This is a genomic window from Cellulosimicrobium sp. E-16 (assembly GCF_049913115.1).
In the GTDB taxonomy this organism is placed as follows: domain Bacteria; phylum Actinomycetota; class Actinomycetes; order Actinomycetales; family Cellulomonadaceae; genus Cellulosimicrobium.
In genome coordinates this window covers 231,894-257,878 of the sequence record NZ_CP183974.1, presented here as the reverse complement: position 1 = coordinate 257,878, position 25,985 = coordinate 231,894, and the positions used below count along the sequence as shown (strand labels likewise).

21 protein-coding genes are annotated in these 25,985 nt (G+C 73.4%); 10 read left to right on the top strand and 11 right to left on the bottom strand.

Going from position 1 to position 25,985, the window contains the following annotated elements; translation table 11 throughout:
- Positions 1-9: 9 nt before the first annotated feature.
- The 3 genes from ACN9MS_RS01175 to ACN9MS_RS01165 form a co-directional block, all read right to left on the bottom strand.
- Positions 10-357: an SHOCT domain-containing protein gene (locus ACN9MS_RS01175; RefSeq protein WP_426310354.1), complete on the bottom strand. Its 348-nt coding sequence runs from the start codon at positions 355-357 to the stop codon at positions 10-12.
- Positions 358-414: 57 nt separating this feature from the next.
- Positions 415-846 carry a DUF6325 family protein gene (locus ACN9MS_RS01170; RefSeq protein ID WP_426310353.1) on the bottom strand — a complete coding sequence of 144 codons (432 nt, stop codon included), beginning with the start codon at positions 844-846 and terminating at the stop codon, positions 415-417.
- A gap of 82 nt (positions 847-928) precedes the next feature.
- Positions 929-1,336: a DUF7144 family membrane protein gene (locus ACN9MS_RS01165; protein ID WP_426310352.1), complete on the bottom strand. Its 408-nt coding sequence runs from the start codon at positions 1,334-1,336 to the stop codon at positions 929-931.
- Positions 1,337-1,485: 149 nt separating this feature from the next.
- Between ACN9MS_RS01165 and ACN9MS_RS01160 the strand changes: the two genes are divergently transcribed.
- Positions 1,486-2,754 carry an AI-2E family transporter gene (locus tag ACN9MS_RS01160; protein ID WP_426310351.1) on the top strand — a complete coding sequence of 423 codons (1,269 nt, stop codon included), beginning with the start codon at positions 1,486-1,488 and terminating at the stop codon, positions 2,752-2,754.
- Positions 2,755-2,783: 29 nt separating this feature from the next.
- Here the strand turns inward: ACN9MS_RS01160 and ACN9MS_RS01155 are convergent, their stop codons facing one another.
- Both ACN9MS_RS01155 and ACN9MS_RS01150 read right to left on the bottom strand, forming a co-directional pair.
- A complete protein-coding gene (locus tag ACN9MS_RS01155) occupies positions 2,784-3,455 on the bottom strand; it encodes a GAP family protein (protein ID WP_426310350.1) in 672 nt (223 codons plus the stop codon).
- A gap of 143 nt (positions 3,456-3,598) precedes the next feature.
- The gene (locus ACN9MS_RS01150) at positions 3,599-4,096 is read right to left on the bottom strand and encodes a DUF1269 domain-containing protein (RefSeq protein WP_313662609.1); all 498 of its coding nucleotides are present in this window, start codon (positions 4,094-4,096) and stop codon (positions 3,599-3,601) included.
- A 186-nt stretch (positions 4,097-4,282) separates the two neighbouring features.
- Between ACN9MS_RS01150 and ACN9MS_RS01145 the strand changes: the two genes are divergently transcribed.
- Together ACN9MS_RS01145 and ACN9MS_RS01140 are read left to right on the top strand one after the other, a co-directional pair.
- Positions 4,283-6,058, top strand: a complete 1,776-nt coding sequence (locus ACN9MS_RS01145) for a SulP family inorganic anion transporter (RefSeq protein WP_426310349.1) — start codon at positions 4,283-4,285, stop codon at positions 6,056-6,058.
- Positions 6,059-6,126: 68 nt separating this feature from the next.
- Complete coding sequence (locus tag ACN9MS_RS01140) at positions 6,127-6,756, top strand: PAS and ANTAR domain-containing protein (protein WP_426310348.1); 630 nt, start codon at positions 6,127-6,129, stop codon at positions 6,754-6,756.
- 39 nt (positions 6,757-6,795) lie between these two features.
- Here ACN9MS_RS01140 and ACN9MS_RS01135 read toward each other — a convergent pair whose 3' ends face one another.
- From ACN9MS_RS01135 to ACN9MS_RS01125, 3 genes are all read right to left on the bottom strand, one after another.
- Positions 6,796-7,215: a phage holin family protein gene (locus tag ACN9MS_RS01135; protein WP_426310347.1), complete on the bottom strand. Its 420-nt coding sequence runs from the start codon at positions 7,213-7,215 to the stop codon at positions 6,796-6,798.
- Positions 7,216-7,279: 64 nt separating this feature from the next.
- Positions 7,280-15,127: a DUF5979 domain-containing protein gene (locus ACN9MS_RS01130; RefSeq protein WP_426310346.1), complete on the bottom strand. Its 7,848-nt coding sequence runs from the start codon at positions 15,125-15,127 to the stop codon at positions 7,280-7,282.
- Positions 15,128-15,332: 205 nt separating this feature from the next.
- Positions 15,333-17,222 (bottom strand): alkyl/aryl-sulfatase, encoded by a 1,890-nt coding sequence (locus ACN9MS_RS01125; protein ID WP_426310345.1) that lies wholly within the window; start codon positions 17,220-17,222, stop codon positions 15,333-15,335.
- 180 nt (positions 17,223-17,402) lie between these two features.
- Here ACN9MS_RS01125 and ACN9MS_RS01120 point away from each other — a divergent pair, with 180 nt between their 5' ends.
- The 3 genes from ACN9MS_RS01120 (at position 17,403) to ACN9MS_RS01110 (ending at position 20,913) form a co-directional block, all read left to right on the top strand.
- Positions 17,403-18,098, top strand: coding sequence for a hypothetical protein (locus ACN9MS_RS01120; RefSeq protein ID WP_264030890.1), 696 nt, complete (start codon positions 17,403-17,405; stop codon positions 18,096-18,098).
- A 131-nt stretch (positions 18,099-18,229) separates the two neighbouring features.
- Positions 18,230-20,242, top strand: coding sequence for a sensor histidine kinase (locus tag ACN9MS_RS01115; protein WP_426310344.1), 2,013 nt, complete (start codon positions 18,230-18,232; stop codon positions 20,240-20,242).
- The gene (locus ACN9MS_RS01110) at positions 20,239-20,913 is read left to right on the top strand and encodes a response regulator (RefSeq protein ID WP_426310343.1); all 675 of its coding nucleotides are present in this window, start codon (positions 20,239-20,241) and stop codon (positions 20,911-20,913) included. The genes ACN9MS_RS01115 and ACN9MS_RS01110 overlap by 4 nt, the downstream gene beginning before the upstream one ends.
- Positions 20,914-20,979: 66 nt before the next feature.
- Here ACN9MS_RS01110 and ACN9MS_RS01105 read toward each other — a convergent pair whose 3' ends face one another.
- Both ACN9MS_RS01105 and ACN9MS_RS01100 read right to left on the bottom strand, forming a co-directional pair.
- A complete protein-coding gene (locus tag ACN9MS_RS01105; protein ID WP_426310342.1) occupies positions 20,980-21,357 on the bottom strand; it encodes a VOC family protein in 378 nt (125 codons plus the stop codon).
- Positions 21,358-21,448: 91 nt separating this feature from the next.
- Positions 21,449-21,892, bottom strand: coding sequence for an acetyltransferase (locus ACN9MS_RS01100; RefSeq protein ID WP_426310341.1), 444 nt, complete (start codon positions 21,890-21,892; stop codon positions 21,449-21,451).
- Positions 21,893-21,995: 103 nt separating this feature from the next.
- On the opposite strand from ACN9MS_RS01100, the gene ACN9MS_RS01095 reads away from it, so the two are divergent.
- Entirely contained in the window at positions 21,996-23,006 is a 1,011-nt protein-coding gene (locus ACN9MS_RS01095; protein WP_426310340.1) for a metalloregulator ArsR/SmtB family transcription factor, read from the top strand.
- 16 nt (positions 23,007-23,022) lie between these two features.
- The gene (locus ACN9MS_RS01090; protein WP_426310339.1) at positions 23,023-23,460 is read left to right on the top strand and encodes an arsenate reductase ArsC; all 438 of its coding nucleotides are present in this window, start codon (positions 23,023-23,025) and stop codon (positions 23,458-23,460) included.
- A gap of 50 nt (positions 23,461-23,510) precedes the next feature.
- Here the strand turns inward: ACN9MS_RS01090 and ACN9MS_RS01085 are convergent, their stop codons facing one another.
- Entirely contained in the window at positions 23,511-24,929 is a 1,419-nt protein-coding gene (locus ACN9MS_RS01085) for an FAD-dependent oxidoreductase (RefSeq protein WP_426310338.1), read from the bottom strand.
- Positions 24,930-25,013: 84 nt separating this feature from the next.
- Here ACN9MS_RS01085 and ACN9MS_RS01080 point away from each other — a divergent pair, with 84 nt between their 5' ends.
- Entirely contained in the window at positions 25,014-25,379 is a 366-nt protein-coding gene (locus tag ACN9MS_RS01080; RefSeq protein ID WP_426310337.1) for an ArsR/SmtB family transcription factor, read from the top strand.
- Between the two features lie 32 nt (positions 25,380-25,411).
- Complete coding sequence (locus ACN9MS_RS01075; protein ID WP_426310336.1) at positions 25,412-25,939, top strand: hypothetical protein; 528 nt, start codon at positions 25,412-25,414, stop codon at positions 25,937-25,939.
- Positions 25,940-25,985: the final 46 nt, after the last annotated feature.

Below are 25,985 nucleotides of genomic sequence, written 5' to 3'. Positions count from 1 at the left end.
TTCTCCTCGTCAGCTGAGCAGCTTGGCCTTGGCCGCAGCGAACTCGGCGTCGCTCAGCACACCCGAGGCGTGGAGCTGACCGAGCCGCTCGAGCTGGCCGAGCAGGTCGTCCTGCGGGGCCGCCGCGGGGGCGGCCGGCGCGGGCTGGGCGTACTGGGCGGCGGCCTGCTGGGCCGCCGCCTCGATGCGAGCCTGCTCCTGGGCGGCCTCGGCCTGCTGGGCCTCCCACGACTGCTGAGCACGGTTCGCCTGGTGACGCTGGACGGCACCCGCCGTCGCGGACGCCGTGCCCGCGATGACGGCGGTGCGGGCGGCGGTCCCGATGAGCCCGGGACGACCGAAACGACGGATGGGCATGCGGTTCTCCTGGTTCGGTGGCGGTGTTTCCGAGCGCTGCGTACGGCGCGCGGCGGCTCAGCCCTCGACGAGCGCGAGGTCGGCGACCTCGTTGACGACCTCGGCCGGGATGCGTTCGCTGAGCAGCACGACGCCGTCGGCCGCGCTGGTCGCGGCGATCACGCCGCGGGCCCACGTGTGCTCGACGACGAGGACGAGGGCCGACGTGCCCGGCGCGAGCCCGGCGGCGACGGCGTCGAGGTCCTCCTCGCCCGCCAGCCCGGCGCCCGTGAGCTCGACGTCCGTGATCTCCAGCTCGTCGCCGAGGTCGGTCACCTCGATGACCTCGACGTCACCCCCGTCGGAGCGCCGCACGACCGCGAGGTCGAGGAGCGTGACGGTGCCCTCCGCGAGCACCTCGAGGACGGAGGCCTGGACACCACCAGGGATGCGGTCCGTGGGGAACGCGACCGCGACGATCTCGACCGGGCCGAAGGTGGACGTTGCCATGGAGGGTGCTCCTGAGTCTGGAGGGACGAGGACTGCGGCGCGGACGCGGGGTCCGGGGAGCCCGAGACCCCGGGAGGGCCGGTCAGCGCGCGGCGCGCTCGGCCTCGTCGCCGTGGACGACGAGCGCCCAGAGGACGAAGACGTCGAGCACGATGGTGATCAGCGACCACCAGGGCGTCACCTGCAACGTCGTGAACTGGGCGATCGCGTTGATCACCACCAGGACGATGGCGACCATGCGCGCCCAGCCCTTGCCCGAGAGCAGCGCGAAGCCGGTGAGGACCAGCAGCACCCCGATGACGAGGTGGATCCAGCCCCACGTGGACACGTCGAGGACGACGATCCCGGCGTCGGTCACGCCGACGAGGCTGTTCGGGGAGAACACGGCGACCAGGCCGCTGATCGCGTTGAAGAAGCCGATCGTCACCAGGACGATCCCCGCGAACCAGACCCATCCGACCCATGCCGAGACCTGCGACGAGCGTGCCATGCGAGTCCTCCTGAGGTGCCGACCGGAATCGGTGCGAGACGAGCGGACGAGCGTGCGCGTCGATCGTGGCACCGGTCACGAGGTTCGGCATCCGGAAGCGACGGCGCGCCCGCCGGGCCCGCTCCCACGGCCGCCACTAGGTTCGGGGCATGACGACGCCGACCCCCGCCGAGGACCCGTGGTCGGACGTGCCCGACGCCGGCACGCGCCCCGTCCAGCACGACTCCCGACGCCCGCCGCGGTGGGTCCCGCGCGTGCTCGCGATGGCCGTCGTCGCGGTCTTCGTCGGGGTCTTCGCGTGGTACGCGCTGGGCCAGCTCAAGGCGCTGGGCGTCAACATCCTCATCGCGTTCTTCGTCGCGCTCGCCCTGGAGCCGATCGTGGTGTGGCTCGTGCGGCACGGCTGGCGCCGCGGCGCGGCGGCGGCCGTGGCCCTGCTCGGCTCGCTCCTGACGATCCTCGTCGTGCTCGCGCTCTTCGGGAACCTGTTCGTCCAGCAGCTCGTCCAGCTCGTCCAGTCGCTCCCGGCCCTGTACGCGAGCGTCCAGGACTTCGTCGCCGAGCGCTTCGACGTGGTCATCCCCGACTCGGACGACCTCCTCAAGCAGGTCATCAACGACTTCGGCGACGACGTCGCCTCCGGTGCCCTCGTCGTCACCACGACCATCGTGGGCGGGATCTTCGCCTCGCTGACGATCATGCTCGTCACCTACTACCTGCTCGCGGCCGGGCCCAAGTTCCGGGCGGCCGTGTGCCGCTGGCTCACACCCAACCGCCAGGAGGAGGTGCTGCGCCTGTGGGAGATCACGCAGGTCAAGGTCTCGGACTTCATCAACTCGCGCATCGTCCTCGCGGCACTGTCCAGCGTCTTCACGTTCGTGTTCCTGGTGATCCTGCAGACGCCCTACGCGCTCCCCCTCGCGGTCTTCACCGGCGTCGTCTCGCAGTTCGTGCCCACGATCGGCACGTACATCGGCGGCGCGCTCCCCGTCGCGGTCGCGCTCACGTCCCAGGGCCTGCCGCAGGCGCTCGGCGTGCTCGCGTTCATCATCGGGTACCAGCAGCTCGAGAACCTCTACTTCTCGCCCAAGGTCTCCGCCCGCGCGCTCGAGATGAACCCGGCGGTGAGCTTCGTCGTCGTGCTCGCGTTCGGCGCCGTGTTCGGTGCGCTGGGCGCATTCCTCGCGCTGCCCATCGCCGCGACGATCCAGGCGGTCGCGAACACCTACCTCCAGCGGCACGAGCTCATCGAGTCGCACATGCTCCACGACCCCGGCGCGGAGGGCCACCACCCCCACGGCAAGGGCAAGGGCCGGGACGGGGACGGCGGCACCGCGCGGCGGCGTCGCAAGAACCGGGAGGCCGCCCTGGAGGCCGAGCGCACGGTCGACGAGCGGCACGCGGAGGGCATCGACTAGCGGACGTGCGACCGCCCTGCTCGCGGCCCCTACAGGCTCGCGACGCCGTCGCCGAGCATCTTGGCGCCCAGGACGAGCAGGAGGACGGCCATGATGACCGCGTTGTTGTGGATCATCCAGGCCTTGAGCTCGTCGAGCATCGTGGCGGCGCGGGACCCCATGAACAGGTAGATGAAGACCGGCGTCGCGACGCCGAGGCTCGCGACGAGCGCGAACACGACGGACGCGACCACCTGGGCGTTCGTGTCGTCGGGGGCGGCCGACGCGATCGCCGCCCCGCCCGAGACGACCAGCAGCAGGTTCTTCGGGTTGACCGCGCCGAGCAGGACCGCGAGCCCCGCGGCCTTCACGGGCGTGAACGCGTCGATCGCGGCCATCCACCTCGGCGCCGACGGCTCGACCCCCGCTCGGGGACGGCCGCGCCACTGCTTGACCGCGAGGAGGAGCAGCAGGACACCCAGGACGATCTTGAGGATCGCGGCCCACAGCGGCGGGCCCTCGTCGTCCGGCGTGGCGGCCCCGGCCAGCGTCGCGACGAGCAGCGTCACCGCCCCGACCGCGACGAACCACGCGACGAGGAAGGAGAACGCGTTCGCCTTCGCCCGCCCGCTCACGAGCATGAGCACGACCGCGACGATCGGCAGGGGGCTGATGAGCACACCCACCGCGACGGGGAGGGACTGACCGATCGCCGCGCCCATGGGCGGCCTCCTTCGTGGTCCGGTCCCGGGACGGGACGACGGGGACTGCGCGGGCTACGGCACCGGCGCCGGGGCGTACGAGCGGGTGAGGTGCCCGACGGCGGTGCGCACCGCCGTCGGGCACCTCACCCGCGGAGGACCGCTCAGGCGTTCTCGTCGAAGGCCGCGCGGAGCTTGGCCTCCTCGTCCGCGGAGAGGTTCGTCTGGATGAGCTCGCCGTGGACGCCCTCGGCCTGGAGCGCCTCGTGCACACGGTCGATCACGGCGCCGGACGTCAGCGCGAACAGTGCCGACGTGCCCGGGGTGACCTTGCTGCGCACGGAGTCGATGAAGTCGTCGTCGATACCGACGTCCGTCAGCGCGCCCGCGATCGCGCCGGACGCCGCGCCGATCGCCGCCCCGAGCAGCGGGACGAAGAAGAGGAGGCCGAACAGCAGGCCCCAGAACGTGCCGCCGAGCGCGCCGACCGCCGTCGTGCTGTTGCCCTGCCGCGTCTTCGGCTTCTTCTTGCCCTCCTCCCAGGACACGATCGCCGCGTCCTGGACCTGGATGAGCTCCTGCTTCTGGAGCGCGAGCAGCGCGTCCTCGGCGCGCTGCGCGCCCTCAGGGGTGTCGAACTTCCACACGGTGAGCGTTGCCACGTCAGACCTCTCGTTCCGTTCGTACGCACGACGGGAGCGCGGCTCTGCGCCCCGGGACGCGTCGAACGTATCCCTGGGTGTCCGGTTCCGCGCGGGGAACGGCGGCGGCCCGGAACTCCGGTGGCGGTTCGGCCCGATCCCGGGATGATCGTTCGCGGAGCACGCCGGACAGATGGAGGACGGTCGATGACGGGTTCGCGAGCACCCGCGGTACCGGCGGGGGGACGGGCGCGTGCACGGACCCCGTTCCTCTTCGGCTCTCTGCGCGGGTACCAGAAGGCATGGCTCCAGGGCGACCTCGTCGCGGGGCTCACGGTCTGGGCGGTGCTCGTGCCCGAGTCGCTCGCCTACGCGACGATCGCGGGCGTCTCGCCCGTCGTCGGCCTGTACGCCGCCGTCCCGTCCCTGATCCTCTACGCGGCGTTCGGCAGCTCGCGCCACCTCGTCGTCGGGCCCATGTCGGCGACAGCCGCCCTGTCCGCGGGAGTCGTCGCGGTGTTCGCGCCCGGGGACGCCGCGTTCTTCACCGCGCTCACGACGGGCGTCGCGCTCGTCACCGGCCTCCTCTGCCTCGTCGCGGGGATCACCCGGCTCGGCTTCGTCGCGTCGTTCATCTCCGAGCCCGTGCTCAAGGGCTTCATCGTCGGCATGGCATTGGTCATCATCGTCGGCCAGGTGCCGGCGCTGCTCGGCGTGGAGAAGGGGGACGGCAACTTCTTCGAGAAGGCGTGGGCGATCCTCACCGAGCTCGGCACCGCGAACGGCCCCACCGTCGTGCTGGGCCTGGGCACGCTCGCCGCGCTCCTCGCGATCAAGCGGTGGGCGCCCCAGGTCCCCGGCTCGCTCGTCGCGGTCCTCATCGGGATCGTCGCGATTCTCGCGTTCTCGCTCGACGACGACGGCGTGGAGATCGTCGGTCCGATCGACGCGGGGCTCCCCGCGCTCGGCTTCCCGGACATGGACTGGGGCGACTACACCGCCCTCGTCGGTCCGTGCGCCGGCGTCATGCTCGTCGGGTTCGCCGAGGCGCTCGGGGCGGCCAAGACGTACGCGGCGCGCGAGGGCTACGACATCGACGCCAACCGCGAGCTGATCGGCATGGGCGCCGCCAACCTCGGGTCGGGACTCGCGTCGGGGATGGTCGTCAACGGCAGCCTCTCGAAGACGGCGGTCAACGGCGGCGCCGGAGCCAAGAGCCAGGTCTCCGGGCTCACCGCCGCGGTCCTCGTGGTCCTCACGCTGCTGTTCCTCACGCCCGTCTTCGAGTCGCTGCCGGAGGCGACGCTCGCCGCGGTCGTCATCGCGGCCGTGATCGAGCTCGTCGACGTCCGCGCGCTCCGCCGCCTCTACGGCCTGCGGACCGAGACCATGCGCCGCCTGTACGGCAACGCGGCGCGCAGCGACTTCTACGCCGCCGCGGCCACCACGCTCGGCGTGCTCGTCCTCGACACCCTGCCCGGCCTGGTCATCGGGGTCGTGCTGTCGCTCCTGCTCCTGCTCGCTCGCGCGTCCCGGCCGCACGTCGCGGTCCTCGTGCGCTCCGCGCACGGCGTGTGGGTCGACGCCGACCGGCGGGCCGTGCTCCGGAAGGACGGCGGGACGTCGGTTCCCGGGGTCCTCGTCGTGCGCCCCGAGTCGGGGCTCTTCTTCGCGAACGCCGACGCCGTCCGCAACCACGTCCGCGACCTCGTCGCCGAGTCGTCCCCGCGCCTCGTGGTGCTGGACACCGAGACCGTCCCGTTCATCGACGTCGACGCCGCCGAGATGCTCGCGACGCTGCGCACCGACCTCGACCGCCTCGGCGCGAGGCTCGTCCTCGCGCGCGACGTCGGGCAGGTCCGCGACGAGCTGCGCGCCGCCGTCGAGCGCGACGAGCGCCCGCCCGTCTACGCGGACGTCGACGCGGCCGTCGCGGCCGAGAGCGGCGAGCGGAGGACGGAGGACCGACCTCACGACGGGTGAACCGCGGTAGGGTCGGAGGGTCGAGTCTGGACCTGGCTCCTCATGCACCCGGAGACCCGGAGGCCAGAATGTCCGTCGACGACCATGCCATCGAGCAGGCCCTCGCGCGGGGAGCGCACCAGCAGATCGGCCAGTACCGCCTCGACCTGAGCACGGGCGTGTGGTGGTGGTCGCCCGAGACGTACCGCCTGCACGGCTTCGAGCCGGGCGACGTCGTACCGACGACCGCCCTCGTCCTCGCCCACAAGCACCCCGACGACCGCGAACGGGTCCGGCAGGTCCTCGACGAGGCGCGGCTCACCGGAGAGCCGTTCTCGAGCGTGCACCGGATCATGGACGCCCACGGCGGCGAGCGCTTCCTCGTCGTGGTGGGTCAGGGCCGTCGCGACCGCGAGACCGGCGAGGTCACCGAGCTCGTCGGGTACTTCGTGGACGTCACGCGGACGGTGACCGAGAGCTCCCAGGAGCGCGCGCGGCACGACATCGCCGCAGCCGCCGAGACCCGTGGGGTGATCGAGCAGGCGAAAGGCGTCGTCGTGACCGCCTACGGCGTGCACCCCGACGAGGCGTTCGCACGCCTCAAGCGCGCGTCGAACAACCGCAACGTCCCGCTGCGCGAGCTCGCCCGGCTCGTCGTGCACGAGGGCGTCCGGGGCGGTCCCGACGGCGTCGAGCACATCGACGCGCTGCTGCGGTAGAGCGGACGGCCGCCCCTGCCTCGTCGGAGGCCGCCGTCGTCAGCCGTTGGCGGTGGCCTCGCGGATCCGCTTCTGCTCCTGGCGGCGGTCCCACCAGCGCGTGAGCACGAGCCAGCCGAGGAACCAGCCGCCGAGCGCGCCGATCAGCCAGACGACGACCGTCACGCCGATCCAGGTGGAGGCTCCCGAGATCTCGAGGCCGTCGCCGATGAGCGTCGCGACCCACAGTGCGAGGAACGTCGACACGAGGCCGATCCCGCCCAGGATCGCGGACGCGTACTTGCGCGCGACGTTGAACACGAACGGCGCGAGGATCGCCTGGGCCACCGCGAAGATCAGCACCGCGACGACGAAGCCCGAGGCGTGCACGGTGACGCCGTCGAACAGGCTCGAGGCGACGAGGAGGCCCACGGCGGCGAGGACCACGTTGATCGCGAAGCTCAGCAGGAAGCGGATCATGCGGTAACGGTCCCGCCCCTGGTCAGGTTCCGCAACCGCAGGCGCGGCCTGACCAGGGGCCGTGTCAGGCGCGGCCCGCGGTCCGGGTTCCGCGCCTCCGGGCGTCGGCCAGCAGCGCGCCGGTACCCGTGAGCAGGATCGCGAGCACCGCGACCGCCCCGACGCTCGCGCCGGTCGGCGGGAGGCTGCTCCCGCCGGTGGCGCGGAACGCGTTGGTCACGGTCGCGTCGACCTCGGCGGTGTCGCCCGTCGGGACGGTGAACGCGTCGGACGTCGGCGTCGTGTCGTCGGGGTCGACCGTCACGTCGGTCCCGGCGACGGCGAGCGTCACCGCCTCGGCGTCGCCCGCGTCGGTCTCGGCGAGCGTGCACTCCGCCCCCTGGGGGACCAGCTCGTAGACCGCGGTCCAGTCGTCGTCGGCCGAGAGCGTGCGCTCGGCGCCGCCCGGGACCACGACGTCCGTCGTGACGCCGTCGACCTGCCACGTGCACGCGAGGGTGACGACGAACTCGTCGTCGCGGTGCTGCGACGCGCCCGGCCCGGCGAGGGCCTTCGTGACGACGACCCGGCCGGTGTCGAACGTGTTCGTCACCGTCACCTCGGCGGGGTCGGGTCCGATCGTCGCCGCCCCGGGCTCGCCGCCTTCGACGGACGCGGAGACCGTCGTCGACGACGCCCCGCCCGTCCCGGTCTCCGTGACGACGCACTCCGCGCCGACGGGCAGGCCGTCGTAGACGGCGACCTCGCCCCCGGAGATCGTGCGCTCGGCGCCCCCGGGCACCTCGATGGCCTCGCCCAGGAACGTGCACGCCGCGCTCACCGTGAACGGCCCGGCACCGAACGCCTCGGCGCCGTCACCGGCCACGACCTTGGTGACCTCGATCGACCCGGCGTCGTAGGTGTTGGTCACGGTGACCACCTGCGCGGGCGCCGGGAGCACGCGCTCCTCGACCTGGACCGGGTTCGGCTCGACCGTGACCGCCGTCGCCCCGCCGGTCTCGGTCTCCGTGACGGTGCACACCGCGCCCACGGGGAGGCCGAAGTACACGCCCGGCAGGCCCGGACCGAACGGCCGCACGGCACCGCCCGGGACCTCGATCTCGGCGCCCTGGAACGTGCAGGAGACGGACGCCCGGTACGGGATGCCCTCGAGCGGGAACTGCGCGTAGAACTCCTCGAGCTGCGCGATGAGGGCGGCGAGCTCCTCGGGCGTGACCGGCTCGGCGGGGAGCTCGGGCAGCGGCGGGATGTCCGGCATCGACGGCGCGAAGCCGGCGGCGTCGCCGTCCACGACCTTCTCCACCAGCAGCGGGGCCGTGTGGAACGCGTTGGTCACCGTGACGGTCACGGTGGTCGGCGACCCGTCCTCGGCGGCAGGCGGCACGACGACGTCGACCGACGCGCCGTCCACCGGCTCGCCGCCGTCGACGCTCACCGTGACCTCGGTGGCCCCGAAGTCGTCGGTCTCGGTGACCGTGCACTGCGACCCGACCGGAAGGTCCTCGTACACCGCCGGCTGGCCGGGCACGAACGTCCGCGCCGCGCCGCCCGGGACGAGGATCTCGACGTCCTCGTAGGTGCAGTCGAGCGTCACCTCGAACGGTCCCGGGCCGTAGAGGGCGCCGAGCCCGTCGAGCTCCTTGTCGACCTCGATCGTGCCGACGTCGAACGTGTTGGTGATGACCACGTTCGCGACGTCGCCGCTGCCGACCGTGACGGTCTCGGGGACGACGACCGACCCTGTGGCGCCGCCGTCGTCGACCTCCTCGATGTCGCAGACCGCGCCCGTCGGCAGGTTGGCGATCTGCGCGTCGAGCGGCCCAGCCCCGCCGAGCACGACGGTGCCGTCGTAGACCGTGCGCGGAGCGCCCGGCCCGTCGCCGTCGTCGTCGTACGTGCAGACGACCGTGACGGTGAACGGGCCGCTCCCGTACGCGGGCCCGCCCTCACCGTCGACCACCTTCTGGAGACCGATCGCGCCGACGTCGTACGTGTTGGTCAGCGTGACGTCGTTCGTGCTCGCGCCGAGCACGTCGGGGGTGAGGGTGACGTCCGTCGTCGGGCCGTCCGTCGTCACGGGGTGGCCCGGGAGGCCCTGGTCGACGGTGATCGTGACCGACGACGCGTTGCCGGTGCCCGACTCGGTGACGGTGCAGACGGAGCCGACGGGCAGGCCCGTGAGCTCGAGGGTCTCCCCGTCCTCGATCGGGAGGTCGGTCATCGGGTTCTCGGCGTCGTAGCCGTCGGCATAGACGTCCTCGCCCAGGAACGAGCACGCGACGTCGACCGCGAACGGGCCGAACGGCACCGGGTTCCCGTCCTGGTCCACCGCGTCGGTGACGACCTCCTTCGAGATCTCGATGCTCGACAGCGCGTAGACGTTGGTCGCGGTGATCGAGACGGGGTCCTCCGGGTCCTCGCTGTCGATCGTCACCGTGCCGACGATCAGCTCGGTCTCCCCGTTGGTCCCGTCCTCGGTGATGGTGCACTCGGCGCCGTACGGAAGGTCCGGCACGACCGTCGGCGTCCCGGGGACGACCGTGATCGGGATCGGGTCGAGCGGCGTCTCGAGCCACGAACCGACGGCCGAGGTGCACTGCACGAACATCGCGAACGAGTCGGGCGCGTACTGGGCGCCCTCACCGGTGACGAGCTTGTTCACCTCGAGCGGCCCGGACGCCGTGGCGACGCCCACCTTCTGGCCCTCGGTCGGCAGGAGGTTGTGCATGGTGCCGTCCGACCGCTGGTAGGCGGCGGACACCGCGGCGGAGTTCCACGCGATCGACCGGTCGCCCGCGGCGGGGACCTCCGGCGGCGTGGTCGACGTCGCCTCGATCGCCACGAACTCGCCCGGCTCGAACGGCTGGTCCTCGGGGAACGTGAGGACGAACTTGATCGCGGTGATCTCCTCGAAGATCGACACGGGCAGGCCCGGGACGAACGGCGCCCACCCGGTCGCGGGGTCGGTCGGGCAGATCGGCTCGTCGAGGGGGTCCTCGATGTCGTCGCGGCAGAGGTCGTCCGCGGTCGTGTAGGAGAACTGCACCTGCGTCCCCGGCGGCGCGTTCACGAGCGCCGGCGGGGGGTCGGCCGTGAGGACGGGCGCCCACGCCGACCCGCGGGGCGAGGTGTCGTACGAGCCCGTGTCGCCCGGGGTCGGGAACCTGTCGTACCCGACGACCTTGGTGAACGGGTTGTTGCCGACGTTGTCGATGCGCACGCGCCAGGTCTCGTCGTGCCCGGGGGCGATGACGGGGATGCACGGGTAGGAGTAGAAGCCGGCGGCGTTGGGCTGGCAGACGACCGGAGCGCCCGTGTAGTCCGGGTCCACGAAGACGTCGAGCTCGTCGTCGTCCGTCGCCTTGACGAACTTCGACTGGGCGATGACGGCGGTCTCCGTAGGCCGCACGTCGGAGTCCGCCTCGCACGCACCCGTCTCCGCGTCCAGCCGCGTCACGCACTCGTCCCACGGGCGGTCGCCGATCACGCCCGCCGTGTTGGCGACGAGCGTGTTCGGCGCGATCCCGACGCGGAACTTCACGAGCACCGTGATGGTGTACGTCTGGTTCGGCTCCAGCACCGACCCGTCCGGGAACGAGAACCGCAGGCTCTCGATGCTCCCGGTCTGGTCGACCGTGACCTGCGCCGCGTCGGTCGGCAGGTCGGGGGTCGTCGGGTCGGGGTCCGCCCCGCTCAGCGCGTACACGAACGGCTCCGCCGTGTCGGCCAGGGTGAGCTGAGGGCCCAGTGCGTCCGTGGGCATGGGGTCGTCGACCACGACGGGGTCGACGATCGGCCGGTCACCCGTGTTCGTGACGGCGATGTTCATCGGGATCACCGCGTTCGGCGGCTTGAGGCTGCCGGACACGACGCCGTCGAAGTTCTTGACGATCTGCACCCCGTTCGTGGCGTGCTCGTAGAGGATCGACGCGTCCGCGGAGCCGTCCGCGCTCACCGGGACGAGCTCGCCGGTCCCGGGGTCGACGACGAGGTCGGCCCCCGTCGTGGTGCCCTGCACCGAGTTGCTCGCCACGCCGGGCGCGGTCTCGCCGGGACCGGGCGGGTTCGCTGCGAGGTCCGGGAGCACCGGCCCCCCGGAGCGCATCTCCTCGCGTCGCTCCACGGACATCGGGACGGGCTGCAGCGGGGTCGCCGGGTTCTCCCAGAGCGAGCCGTCGGTGCGACTGAACGTGAACCGGAGCCCCTGCACGTCGGCGGGGTCGACGGTGTCCGGGAGCGCGAACTGGGCCGACTCCTCGCCGAGCACCCAGGCACCCCCGGTCACGGTCACGGGGTCGGGGGACCCGGGGTCGCCGGAGAACGTGCCCCCGACGAACGCGTCGACCCGCACCTGCTGGATCGGCGGGACGAGGCTCGCCCCCGCGAAGCCGACGAAGTCGTACTGGTTCCAGAACTGCGGGTCGTCGTCCGTGAGCACCATCTCGACAGTCCGCGACGGACCGAGCGGCTGACCGGTGATCGTCATCGTCACCGGCCCCGTCCCGGGCTCGACGATCGTGCCGGGGCTGAACGACTTGCCCACGGCGATGTCGATGGCCGCGTCCTGCAGCTCCATCTCGGCGTCGTCGTACGCGTGGCGGTCGTCCTGGCCCGGGACGCCGCCCGGGTCGCTGATCGTGGCGACGGCGCCGTTCGGCACCGGGCTGTAGTCCGCGACGGTCACGGGATCATCCGTGTACCGGTCGAGCTCGCGGAGCTGGAGCGTGAGGTCGAGCGTCCCGCTCGCCCCGGGCTCGACGAGGCCGTCGAACTCGACGACCACACCCACGACCCCGGCGAGCTCTCCGAGCGACAGCGCCTCGGCCTCGGCCTCCGTGAACGTGCCGACCTCCCCCGCCTCGTTCGTCAGCAGGACGGTCGTGCCCGTCGCGCCCGCGGGCGGGGTGATGCTGATCGCCCGCAGGGTGAACGCGTCGAAGGGCTTCGTCCCCGCGGCGGTCTGGACGTCGTTCGAGTCGACGGCGCCCGGCTCCACGATGCGGAGCTGGTCCACCTTCGCGGCGGACGCGTTCGTCGCCGTGACCACCACGTCCGTCGTCGGGTAGAACTCGGCCGGGGTGCCGGTCGGAGGAACCGAGATGGGCCCGCCCGTCCAGTCCTTCGCGACGGTCACGTTCAGCGGCTGGTCGATGATGAGGACGTCGTCGTCGTCGGTGTCCGTGTAGTCGGTGCCGTCGAACGTGCCCGTCGCCCGCGCGGTGTCGTTGACCAGGCCGGGGTCGGCCGTGTTGTACAGGGTCCCGTTGGTCGAGCCGAGCACCGGCGCCGAGGGGTCGGAGCGCTTGTAGTCCCGGACCTCGAACGTGAGGTCGAGGTGGCGCCCGTCCGCCAGCGTCGAGCGAGCGACCCCGTCGCCCGGCTGCGGGGCGAGCGGGTCGCTCGTGCCACGGTCCGGGCTCTCCGTGTAGACGAGCCGGACGGACGTCGTGGACGCCTGCTCGTCCGCCGTGAGGTCGACGGCGGGCATGCCGCCCGCGCAGGGCGTCGCCGTCGTGCACGTGGCGTTCGCCGCCTGGGTCCAGGTCGTGCCGTCGTACAGCTCGACCCCGACGATCGCGTCGTACGTGATGAGCGGGTCGACCGAGCCGTCGATCGCCTCGATGCGGACGAGGTCGAACGCGTCGTAGAACGAGCCGGCCACGGCCGTCGTCTCCGGGTCGGCGATGTCCGAGATCACCATCGGGTCGACGCCGGAGAACCCGTTGGTCGACCACGTGATCTGCGCGGTCACCTGGTCGTCGGAGCGGGCGAGGACGCTCACCGGGGCATCGCCGAGGAACGACTTCTCGACGAAGTCGAGGTCGCCCGTGCCGTCGACGGGGTACGGGTCGACCGACGCGCACCCCTCGGCGGGCTCGGTCGGGGACACCGAGCCCGACGACGCGCTGGAGCCGCCGCAGTTCGTGAGCGGCTCGTCCCAGCCGGTGGGCCCGGTGAAGTCCGCGACGAAGTTCGGCTGGAAGCTCGTCCCCGGCGGGAAGCCGCCGCTCGTCGAGTCGTACACGAACTGCACGCCCTGCGCGTCCTCGGGCAGGTCGCAGCTCACGGTCGCGGCACCGGCGACGGGGCTGCCGCAGTCCGGTGCCTCGACCCACGCGGAGCCGTCCCAGTAGTTGACGGTGAGCGTCGAGCCCGCCGGGACGTCGGTGGAGCGCACCGACGACGCCTCGAAGTGGTCCCAGAAGTCGCCGGGGTTCGCGGGGTCGGTCGGGTCCTGGACGACCACCTGGTCCGCGTTCGTCGTCGAACCGTCGGGACCGAAGGGGAGGAGCGTCGTCGGGAGCTGGACGATGACGCTCTGCCCGGGGATCGCGGGGATCTCCGAGGGCGAGATCAGCTTGTCCGTCTGCGTCGCGAGCCGGTCGACGAGCGTCACCAGGTTCGCTGTGGAGTCGGCCGGGTCCGCGCTCGGCACCGTCGCCTCGACGGTGTTGGGGTGCGTGACGTCGTCGGCCTCCTGGTCGGGGTCCGTGTCGGCCGTGAACGGGATCGACGCCGCCGCGCCGTTGGGCAGGTCGCCGGTGAAGACGACCGTGAAGCCGAGGACGACGCAGTCGTCGGGAGGGTTGGGCAGCGTGTTCGGTGCCGAGGCGTCGACCTCGGGCGTCGACCCGTCGGCGCAGGTGAACGTCACGCTCGCCCCGGTCGCCCCGCTCGGCCACTGCACCCCCGTGCCGTCGCCCGTGGGCCCGAACCCGGTGAAGGTCAGCGGGTCGTCGCCCTCGAACGGGCTGGGGGTGCCGGGCGCAGGCTCGGTGATGGTCAGCGAGTCGACGGGCGTGCCCGTGTTCGTCGCGCCGATGGTCACGGTCGTCGGGTCGCCCGCGCTCACCGTCGCGGGGTCGAAGCTCTTGGACGCGGTGACGCTGTTGTTCGGCGGCGTGACGACGTACGTGTCGTCCGCGGTCGTGGGGTCGGACTCGCCCTGGGCGTGGGTCACGTACGACGACGTGTCGTTGGTGATCGTCGTGGGGTCGGTGAGCCCGGTGACGGCGTCGGACTGCTGGACGTTCACCGGGATGCTCGCCGTGGCGCCCGGCTGGATGTCCCCGCTGAACGTGTACCGCACGCCCTGGACCGTCGCGGGGTCGACGGTGTCGTCGAGCGGCTCCCACGAGTCGCCGTCCCAGTACTCCTCGGTGACCGTGGTCGCGTTCGGCGGCAGCGTGACGTCTCCCGTGCTCACGTACTCGAGGTACGTGAACGGGTTCGGGTCCGCGGTCGGGTCGACCGGGTCCTGGATCACGAGCGTGTCGACCGGGTCGTTCGACGTGTTCGTCGCGCCGATCGTCATGGTGGCAGGCGTCCCCGGGGCGGCGAGCGCCCCCTCGGGCGCGATCGTCTTCGTCGTCTCGGAGTCCAGGACGAGCTCGACCTCGGGCGTGACCGTCGCGTCGGCGGAGTTCTGCGGCGCGTTGTCCGCGACGACCGACGCGGTGTTCGTGATCGGCACGCCGTCGGCGCTGAACGGCAGGTCGGGGTCGATCTGGACCGTGATGTCGATCGTCGCCTGCTCGCCGTTGGTGAACGAGGGCCAGGTGGCCGTGACGACGTCGCCGTCGGTGTCGACCGTGAGGTCGCCCGCGGTCCCGCTCGGCTGGCTGATGATCTCGGCCGAGACGAGCTGGAGCCCGTCCGGCAGGTCGTCGGTGAAGACCGTGTTCTGGCACGCGGTGCTCGGGTCGGAGCACGAGATCTGCACCTCGTACGTGACGAGCTGTCCCGGGCTGTACGGGCCGGGAGTCGTCGCCTCCTTGCTGATGCTCCACGTGGCGGCCGAGGCCGGGACGGCGGGCACGAGGACCAGCGGCAGCGCGAGGAGGAACGTTCCGAGGGCCGCCCAGGCACGGCGCAGACGTCTCGAACGCCGCGCGGCCCGTGCTCGCGTCACCCGTGTCGCCTGCGTCGCCTGCCCGTTCGCCATGCCGTCGCCCTCCGGTCACGCTCAGCCCCGCGGCGCGTGTCCGCGCACGCCCGCCGTCACGACCCTGACACAGCGCCTCCGGTTCGTCGCGGCGAACGAGACGGCCGTCCCGGTCCGGGCACGACGTCGCCCGCGCCACGGCCGTCGGGCCGCGGCGCGGGCGTCGGCCGGCTCAGGGAGTGACGATCGCGAAGTCCGGGTCGCCCGGGTCGAGCACGGCGGTCAGGCGCGCGAGCACGCCCGCCTCCCCGGCGACCTCGATCCCCGCGGCCGCGAGGGCGGCCGGCGTGGCCGCGCCCGTGGCGAGAGCCGGGAGCGCCGTGCTCGTGGCCGTCAGCGTCGCGTCCGCGTCGCCCCGCTGCGGCGCGGCGCTGTACGAGAGGACGCCGTTGCGCAGCCACAGGCGGTAGCGCTCGCCCGAGTCCGTGAGCACGACGTCGATCGAGAGGTCCTCGTCCCATGCGCGCGGACCGTCGATCTGCACCGCGAGCGCGTCGAACAGCAGCGTCGGGGTGAGCGCGGCGAGGATGTCGGGGGCGGACGTCGCCGTCGGGGTGCCGAACGGGCCGTCGCGCAGCTCGGTCGCCCCGGACAGGAAGAAGCTGCGCCAGGTGCCGTTCTCCGCGCCGTAGCCGAGCTGCTCGTAGGTGTCGGCCAGCAGCTCGCGCGCGGCGGCGTGGTCGGGCTGGGCGAACACCACGTGGTTGAGCAGCTCGGCGACCCAGCGGTAGTCCCCGCCGTCGAACGCCGCCCGTGCCGTCGCCACGACGGCGTCCGCACCACCACCGAGCTCGACGTAGCGCCGGGCCCGCTCGACCGGCGGGTGCTCCCACAGGTGAGCCGGGTTCCCGTCGAACCAGCCCATGTACCGCTGGTAGATCGCCTTGACGTTGTGGCTCACCGACCCGTAGTAGCCCCGCGCGTGCCACGCGTTCTCGAGGGCGGGCGGCAGCACGATCTGCTCCGCGATCTCGGGTCCCGTCAGGCCCTGGTTGAGCAGGCGCAGCGTCTGGTCGTGCAGGTACCCGTAGAGGTCGCGCTGGAGCGACAGGTACTCGACGATCCGCTCCGAGCCCCACGTCGGCCAGTGGTGCGACGCGAACACGACCTCGGCCTCGGCGCCGAACAGGTCGATCGACTCCGTCAGGTAGCGCGACCACACGTGCGGGTCGCGGACCACGGCCCCGCGCAACGTCAGCAGGTTGTGCAGCGTGTGGGTCGCGTCCTCAGCCGCGCACAGCGCCTTGTGGTCGGGGAACCAGATGAGCATCTCCGACGGCGCCTCGGTGTCCGGCGCCATCTGGAAGACCATCCGGACGCCGTCGACCGTCTCCTCCTGGCCGGTGGTCGTGACGAACAGGGTCGGCGGGATGAGCGTGACCGTCCCGGTCGACGTCGTCTGCCCGAGCCCGGCACCCACCTGCCCCTGCGGACCCCGGGCGAGCGCGGCGCCGTACATGTAGCCCGCACGGCGGGCCATCGCCGTCCCCGCGTAGACGTTCTCCGCGATCGCGTGCTCGGTGAAGCCCTCGGGCGCGACGACGGGCACCCGCCCCGCGTCGACGTCCTCCTGGGACGTCACTCCCTTGACCCCGCCGAAGTGGTCGACGTGCGAGTGGGTGTAGATGATCCCCGTCACGGGCCTGTTGCCGCGGTGCTCGCGGTACAGGGCGAGCGCGGCCGCCGCCGTCTCGGTCGAGATGAGCGGGTCGAGGACGATCACGCCGGTCGTGCCCTCGATGAACGTCACGTTGGAGAGGTCGAAGCCGCGCGCCTGGTAGATGCCGTCGGTGACCTCGAACAGCCCCTGCTCGGCGACGAGCTGCGACTGCCGCCACAGGCTGGGATTCACCGTGTCCGGGGCGTCGCCCTGGAGGAACGCGTAGGTGTCGTTGTCCCACACCACGCGGCCGTCGTCAGCGGTCACCGCGCTCGGCTCGCGCCGGGCCACCAGGCCGCGCGTCGCGTCGTCGAAGTCTCGGGCGTCGGAGAACGGGAGCGTCTGGAGGAGGGCGGAGTTCTGCGCGACGATCGCGGGCGTCGCGGGCTTCGGAGTCGACATGGTCCGGAGCATGGCACCGGGGGTGGGGTCGTGCATCCGGAGCCCTCCGACCTGCCCGGGAGGTCGGGACACCTGCCCCTGGGACCCGGGACGCCTCCCGTCCGACGCTGCGGGGACCGTCGCGGCACGTGGCGGTCCCCGGCCGCGGGATGGGCGGTCCCGAACGGAAGGTCGTCCCTCATGCAGGACAGCTCGCTCACCGCCTCGTCGTCGCTCGCCGGCGACCCGACCCGCCGCTCGCGCGGCACGACGCCCCGCGCGTGGGCCTGGACCGGCGTCGTCGCCGGGGTGCTCGGCCTGGTCTCGATCCAGTCCTCGATGGCGCTCGGCGTGAACTGGGAGGAGACCGCGGGCGACGCCGACGCGATCGTCGCCGACCTCGCAGGGCGCACAGGAACCCAGATCCTCTTCCACACCGCGACGATCGCGTGCGCGCTGCTCGTGCTCGTGTTCGCCGCGGGCCTCAAGCGCCGCCTCGACGCACAGGCGCCGGCCGGGTCGCTCCTGCCGACCGTCGCGGGCTGGGGCCTCGTGCTCGTCTCGGTCGCCGGGCTGCTCGGCTCGGGTCTGGACACGCAGTTCCTGTTCGGCCTCGGCGACACCGCGCTCATCGTCCCCGAGTCGGGCGCGTTCTACAGCGACTGGGTCGCCACGATCCCGTGGCTGTGGGTCGGCGCGGGCGTCGCGGGCGTCGCGCTCGGCGTCGCCGCCCTGCGGCACGCGGCCGCGCCGCGCTGGATCGGCGTCGTCGGGTTCGTGCTCGGCGGGCTCGCGCTCCTCACGGGCGTGTCGCCGCTCCAGTACATGGCGGGCTTCGTCGGGCCGATCTGGCTCCTCGTCACCGCGCTCGGCTTCGCCCTCGGGGACCGGCGCTGAGCGCCGACACCCTGCCGGGCACTCCCCGCCCCGGTGCCCGACGACGCCCGCTGCCCGGGCGCCGTCGGGCACCGGGTGATCTCCCGCCCGGGCCCTTCTCGCCGCGCGTGCCGCGGCCCTACCGTGGGCCCGTGGCCGACCCCGGGCCCGGCCGCGCCGGGATGCCCCGCACGGGCTGGACGATCGGCGTCCTCGCCTGGGTGCTCGGCGTGTCCGCGCTCGCGCTCCAGCTCACGTCCGGGGTGCCGCTGCTGCTGGGCGACCTGCTGTTCGTCGTCGTCGACGCGACCGTCGCGCTCGTCTATGGGACCGTCGCGGCGGTGATCCTCGTGCGCAGGCCGCACGTCGTCGGGTGGCTCGTCGCGCTCGCGGGGATCGGCGGCGGGGTCGCCGCCCTGGGCGGCGCGTGGCGCAGCTACACCTCGACCCACCCCGGCATGCCGCCGTTGACGCCGCTCGCGGACGCCTACGGGTGGGCGTGGGTCCCCGGGACGGTCGGGCTGTTCGTCCTCGTCCCGTGGTTCGTGCGGGGCGGGCGGCTCGGCGCCGGCGCGTGGTGCGGGGTCGCGGGCGGCGTCGCGTCGATCGCCTACTTCTTCCTCGCGCCCCCGGACGACCCGCGCCCCGCGATCCTCGGCGTCGTCGTCATGGGGCTCGTCACGGCCGCGGCGACGGCCTGGCGCTGGCGGCGCGGGCCGGTCGAGGAGCGCCGCGGCCTGGGCCTGCTCGCCCTCGGGACCGCGCTCATGGCGCTGTCGTTCCTCCCGCTGCTGGGAACCTGGTCGAGCCCCGACGTGATCCTCGCGCTCCCCCTCACGCACCTCGCGTGCCAGGCGCTCTTCCCCGCCGCGATCCTCGTGTGCGTGCTGCGCAACCGGCTGTGGGGCATCGACCTCGTGCTGTCGCGCGCGACCGTCGCCGCGATGCTGGCCGTGGGCCTCGCGGTCGTCTACGCGGTGGTCGTGGTGCTCGCGACGACGGTCGTCGACGGCCCCGCCGCGCAGGTCGTCGCTGCGGTCGGGGTGGCGCTCGCGGTGCAGCCCCTGCACACGTGGCTGCGGCACCGGGTCCGCACGCTCGTCTACGGCGAGGGCAACGACCCGGGACGGGCGGCGCTGAGCGTCGGCAGGCACCTGTCGTCGGCGTCGACCGCCGACGACCTCGTCGTGAGCCTCGCCGTCGGTGTGCGCGAGGCGCTGCGCCTGGAGAGCGTGACGATCGAGCGCACCCCGGACCGTCCGACGGAGCCCGGCGCCTCCGAGGACCTGTCCGGACCGACGTGGTCCGGGCCGACCTCCCGCTCGACCGGGCAGACTGCCTCGCTGCCCGTGACGCACGGCGGACGGGTGCTCGGCCGTGTCCACGTCGTCGCCCGGGCCGGCGAGCGGCTCGACGCCCGGACGCGCGACGCGCTGGACCAGCTCCTCCCCGTGCTCGGCGCGGGCCTCGCCCTCGCCCAGGGCGCACGCGAGCTGGAGGAGGCGCGCGACGCGACGACCCGCGCGCGCCTCGCCGAGCGGCGCGTGATCCGCCGCGAGCTGCACGACGGCGTCGGGCCGTGGCTCGTCGGCCTGCGGCTGGGTCTCCAGGGCGCGCGGAACACGCTCGAGACGGACCCCGCCGCGGCCGCCGCCGTGCTCGACGCGCTCGGTGCCGAGGTCGCGCAGCGCGTCGAGGACGTCCGCGCGCTCTCCCGCAGCCTCCTCCCGCCCTCGCTCGACGAGCACGGGCTCGAGGTCGCGCTCGGGGAGCTCGCGGGCCGTCAGGCGCTCGGCGGGTTCGTCGTGGACGTGCGGTGCGACCCGTGCGACGGCCTCGATCCGCGCGTCGCCGCGGCCGCCTACGCGATCGCGAGCGAGAGCGTGGTCAACGCGGCGCGGCACTCCGGCGCCGGGGAGTGCCGCCTGACCGTCCGGCTCGGCGACCGCGGCGTCGTCGTCACGTGCGAGGACGACGGGCGCGGCATCGCGCCCGACGCGACCCACGGCGTCGGTTCGCGGTCGCTGCGCGAGCGCACCGACGAGCTCGGCGGGCGGCTCGAGGTCACCGCCGTGCGGCCTGACGGCGAGCGCCCTGGCACGCGCGTGCGCGCGACGCTCCCGCTCGTCCCGGCCGGGTCGCTCGCGCACGAGGGCGCGTCGTGATCCGCGTCGCGGTCGTGGACGACCACCCCGTGTTCCGGCTCGGGATGGCGGCGCTGCTCGACTCGTTCGACGGCGTCCGCGTCGTCGGGCAGGCAGCGTCGGCCGCCGAGGCGCGCGCCCTGCTCGGGCTGGACCCGGCTGCGGAGCCGGCGCCGCCCGGGGCGGGGCCCGACGTCGTGCTCATGGATCTCGACCTCGGGGACGGCTCGGGCGTGGACGTGACGCGCGACCTCGTGCGGGCCGCCCCGGGCGCGCGCGTGCTCGTCGTGACGATGCACGAGGACGAGGACGCCGTCGTCGCGGCCGTCCGCGCCGGGGCGCGCGGGTTCCTCGTGAAGTCCGCGAGCCCCGCGGAGGTCGAGCGCGCCGTCCGCACGGTGGCCGACGGCGCGATGATCCTCTCCCCGTCCGTCGCCGACCGGGCCATGGCGTACGTCGTGGGCGGGCGCGCCGCCGCGCGCGTGCCGTTCCCGCAGCTCACCGACCGCGAGCGCGAGGTGCTCGACCTCGTCGCGGCCGGGCTCGACAACGCCTCCATCTCGCGCCGCCTGGTGCTCAGCCCCAAGACCGTGCGCAACCACGTCGCGAACGTGCTCGCCAAGCTCGCCGTCCGCGACCGCTCCGCCGCGATCGTCCGGGCCCGCGAGGAGGGCCTCGGCGAGCAGCGGTAGCACCTCGGTCCGACGAGGCAGAACCGTGGTCGCGCGAGGGACGACTCTGGACCGGGAGCCCCGTCCTCAGGCGTCGTCGTCCTGGATGACCGACAGCACGTTGCCGGCGGGGTCGGTGAACCAGGCGATGAGCGGGCCGCCGCCGCGGAAGACGAAGTCGTCGTCCGTCTCGACCGGGGTGCCCGCGTACTTCTCGAAGACGACGCCGCGCTCGCGCAAGGCAGCGACGGTCCCAGGGACGTCGTCCACCGGGAAGTTGAGGACGGTGAACGACGCCGGCTCGTGCGCGTCGCCCTTCGGGTAGACGAGCACGCCCGAGTCACCGGTCACCCGGAGCCACAGCATGTCGTCGCCCTCGACGGTGAGCCCGAGCCGGTCGCGGTAGAACTGCCGCGCCGCCTCGACGTCGTCGACCGAGAACCCGCTGAACGCCTTGCCGAGCATGTCGCCTCCTGGGGTCGGGGCGGGCCGGACGGCCCGCTCTCCCCAGGGTCGACCGGCGCGGGCGCGCCCGCTCATCGGTCGCGGACAGACCTCAAGCCTCCCGACGCAGGTGCAGCAAGGGGAACGGGCGGCCCTGGCCGTCGGTCGCGGAGCGGCCGACGACCACGAACCCTTGGGCACGGTAGAAGCCCAGCGCAGCGGGGTTCTGCTCGTTGACGTCGAGCTCGAGCGCGGCATGGTCGCGCCCGGCCTCGGCCAGCAGCACGCGGCCGATCCCTCGTCCGTGCAGGTCCGGGTCGACGAACAGCATCTCGACCCGGTGCCCGACGGTCCCGACGAACCCCGCCGCCCGACCGTCGACCTCTGCCACGGTCACGTCGACGGCGGCCAGGTACTCGTCCCGGACGGCAGCCTCCAGCGCGCGCACGTCGTCGGGCGCGAGGAAGTGGTGCGTGGCCTCGACGGCCCGGCGCCACACGTCCACCAGCGCAGGGGTGTCGTCGGGGCGTGCGGGACGGAGCAGGGTGGCAGTCATGGGACGAGCCTGCAGCCTGATCCTCGGCGGTCTCAAGCCGATAGACCCTGTCACGTCAGGACCGGCGCTTGGCTCTTGTATCGATACCTGTCAACATAGAGCCATGTCGATACAAGACTCCTCGAAGGTCCGTGACGCCGACCGTGCGCAGGTCGAGGCGCACGCGATCGGCACCGAGGTCGCAGGCGCCGTCGCGGCCACGCTCAAGGCCCTCGCCGAGCCGTTGCGCCTGCGGATGCTCTCGTTCATCGCGACCTCCGCGTCCGGAGAGGCGTGCGTGTGCGACCTCGCCGCGCTCACCGACGTGTCCCAGCCCACGGTCTCCCACCACCTGAAGGTGCTGCGCGACGTGGGGGTGCTGGCCTCCGAGCGGCGCGGCACCTGGGTCTGGTACCGCATCGCGCCCGGGTACAGGGCCGCGGTCACCACCCTGCTGGAGTCGTTCGCCCCCGCCGCGCTCGAGGCCCTGGGCCGCCCGCACGAGCTCACCGGCCCGGAGGACGTCGACGCCGCGCTCGACCATCTCGCGACCGACCTCGCCGTCCGCCACCCAGCCCTGGAACCAGGCGTCGTGCTGCGCACCGTGCGCGAGTCCTACACGGCACTTGCCCTCTCAGCCACGGTCTCCGCGCACCTGCTCACCCTCACCGATCGCTTCGCCCGCCAGCGCCTGGCCGACCTCACCCGGGAGGCGGGCGCACGTCCGCAGGTGCTGTTCGTCTGCGTCGCCAACGCCGGACGCTCGCAGCTCGCCGCCGCCCTGGTCCGCCGCTACGCCGGCGACCGGGTGGTGGTGCGCTCGGCCGGGTCGACCCCGGCCGCGGACGTGCACCCCGCGGTGCGCCCCGAGCTCGCCGCGCTCGGCACCACCGAGGGCGAGGCCTACCCCAAGCCGCTGACCGACGACGCCGTCCGCGCCGCGGACGTCGTCGTCACGATGGGCTGCGGCGACGTGTGCCCGATCCTGCCCGGCACGCGGTACGAGGACTGGCTCGTCGGCGACCCCGCCCTGGCGTCCCCGGCCGGGGTCGCCGCGATCCGCGACGAGCTCGACAGCCGCGTGCGCGCCCTCCTCACCGACCTCCTGCCCGACCTCGACCTTGCCACCCCCTGAACCACCGGAGACCATCATGACCGAGAGCACCATCGCGAAGCCGTCCGCCCTGTTCGTCTGCGTCCACAACGCCGGCCGCTCCCAGATGGCCGCGGGGTACCTGCGCGCCCTGTCCGGCGGGGCGGTCGAGGTCCGCTCCGCCGGCTCGGCCCCGGCGGACCAGATCAACCCCGTCGCCGTCGAGGCCATGCTCGAGGAGGGCATCGACCTCCGCGCCGAGCAGCCCAAGGTCCTCACGACCGAGGCGGTCCAGGCGTCCGACGTCGTCGTCACCATGGGCTGCGGCGACGCCTGCCCGATCTTCCCCGGCAAGCGGTACGAGGACTGGGCCCTGGAGGACCCGGCCGGCCAGGGCATCGACGCCGTCCGCCCCATCCGCGACGAGATCCGCACCCGTGTGCTGACGCTCCTCGACGAGCTCGGCGTCGCCCCGGTCGCTCTCCCGCGCGGCTGAGGAGCCGGCCGCGCGCCGGTCCCACCCGGACCCGACGCGCGGCCGGGCGCTCAGCCGTGGTCCGCGTCGCCCGAACGGCCGTGCACGACGCCGGTCGCGAACCCGACACCGGCAGGTGCCCCGACTCCGAGGGTGACCAGCTGCGGCTCGGCCGGGGCGGTGCCACAGCACGACCCGGCCGCGCTCGCGCCGTCGGCCTCCAGGGCCAGGTCGCTCGAGCAGACACCGGTCGCGGGCAGGTTCAGCTCGACCGCGTCCGCCGCGGCCCTGTCCCCGGCCAGTGCCGCGGCGATCGAACGCACCTGCTCGTAGCCCGTGGCGAGCAGGAAGGTCGGCGCGCGCCCGTAGGACTTCATGCCGGCGAGGTAGAACCCGTCGTCCGGGTGGGCGAGCACCTGCTCCCCGTGCGGGGGCACGGTGCCGCAGGAGTGCTGGTTCGGGTCGATGAGCGGGGCCAGCGCCCGGGGCGCCTCCACGACCGGGTCCAGGTCGAGGCGCACCTCGCGCAGCATGTCCAGGTCCGGCCGGAAGCCCGTCGCGTCGACGATCTGGTGCACCTCGAGGTGCAGCGCCCCGTCCCGCGCGGTCCCCAGCACCTGGACGCTCCCGGCACCGGGCACGAGCCGTTCGATCGAGACGCGCGTGAGCAGCGTCAGGCGCCCAGCCTCCACGGCGGCCCGCAGGCGCGTGCCGAGCAGCCCGCGGGCGGGAAGCTCGTCGTCGGAGCCGCCGCCGAACAGGCGTCGCGCGGAACCCCCGCGGATCGCCCAGGTGATCGTGGTCCTCGGCTCGGACTCGGAGAGCTCGACGAGGCTCAGGAGCGTGTTCGCCGCGGAGTGCCCCATCCCGACGACGAGCGTGTCGCGGCCGGCGAACCGGTCGCGCTGGGCGCCGAGCACGTCCGGCAACGGACCGGTCACGAACTCCGCCGACTGCGCCTCGCCCACGGCGGGCAGGCCCGAGGCCCCCAGCGGGTTCGACGTCGAGAACGTGCCCGACGCGTCGACCACGGCGCGGGCCAGCACGTCGCGCACCGCGCCGTCGGCGCCGACCGTCCGCACGCGGTAGGCGCGGCGGTCCCGTCCGAGCGAGCGCGTCTTGTCCGCCCCGTCGCGCGCGACCGCGAGCACCCGCGTCCCGGTGCGCAGTCGCGCCGCGATCTCCGGCGTCGCGGCCAGCGGCGCCAGGTACCGACCCACGAGCTCCCCACCGGTCGGCAGGGTGTCCGGATCCGGCTCGACCCAACCCGTCGGTTCGAGGAGCCGGCGAGCCGCAGGGTCGACGTCGTACCGCCACGGGGAGAACAGCCGCACGTGGCCCCACGACGCCACGGCCGTTCCGGGCCCCTCGCCCGCCTCGAGCACCACGGGCTCGAGCCCCCGCTCCAGCAGGTGCGCTGCCGCCGCCAGACCCACCGGACCCGCTCCGATCACCACGACCGGGAGCTCGTCCCGCACCACCTCGACCATCACCACTCCTCGCATTGAAGGTTGTCGATGTGAGCATCGTGGAGCACATATCGAAGGTTGTCAATCTGTGCGAGGATGGTGGGCATGACGACGACCGAACTGACCCTCGCGCCGGTCGGCGACGGCGCCGGCTGCTGCGGACCCGTCACGCAGGCCGTCGAGCCCGAGGCCGCGCGCGAGCTCGCCCGCACCTTCAAGGCCCTCGCGGACCCCACCCGGGTCCAGCTCCTCGCGATCGTCGCCGCGCAGGACGGCAGCGAGGCGTGCGTGTGCGACCTCACCGAGCCGGTCGGCCTCTCCCAGCCGACCGTGAGCCACCACCTGAAGATCCTGGTCGACGCCGGTCTGCTCACCCGCGAGCAGCGCGGCCGCTGGGCGTACTACTCGCTCGTCCCGGGCGCGCTCGCCCGGCTCGCGGCCTCCCTCGCCGAGACCGCCGGCACCCGCTGACCAGGCGGAACCCTCGCCTCCCGGAGGCGGCCGTGATCGACATCCCCGGGTTACCGGTCCCGGACGCCGGCCCGCTCTTCGGCGCCGCCCTGCTGGTGCACGTCGCGGCGGGCATCACCTCGGTGGTCGCCGGGCTCGTCGCGATGCTGTCGCGCAAGGGCGGCACCTGGCACGTCGGCGCGGGGCGCACCTTCCTCGGCGGGCTCGTCGCGCTGTTCGTCACCATGGCCGTCATGGCGGTGATCCGGTGGCCCGCCACGGTCCACCTCGCCCTGCTCGGCGCGGTCGCGGTCACGGCCGGGGTCGCCGGCTGGCGCAACCGTCGTCGCCACGGGAGCGACACCGCGCACCTCGTGCTCATGTCGGTCGCGTACGTGACGATGCTCACCGCGTTCTACGTCGACAACGGTCCCCACCTGCCGCTCTGGGAGCACCTCCCGGACTGGTCGTTCTGGTTCCTGCCCACGCTCGTCGGGCTCCCGCTCGTCGTCGCGGCGGTGCGCCGCCGGAGGCCGACTCGTGACGCCGGCCCGGGCCGCCGGGCCTCCGGCCCTCCCTGACGCCCCGACGACCGCCGACTCTCCTCCGGGACGCGCCTCGCTGCCT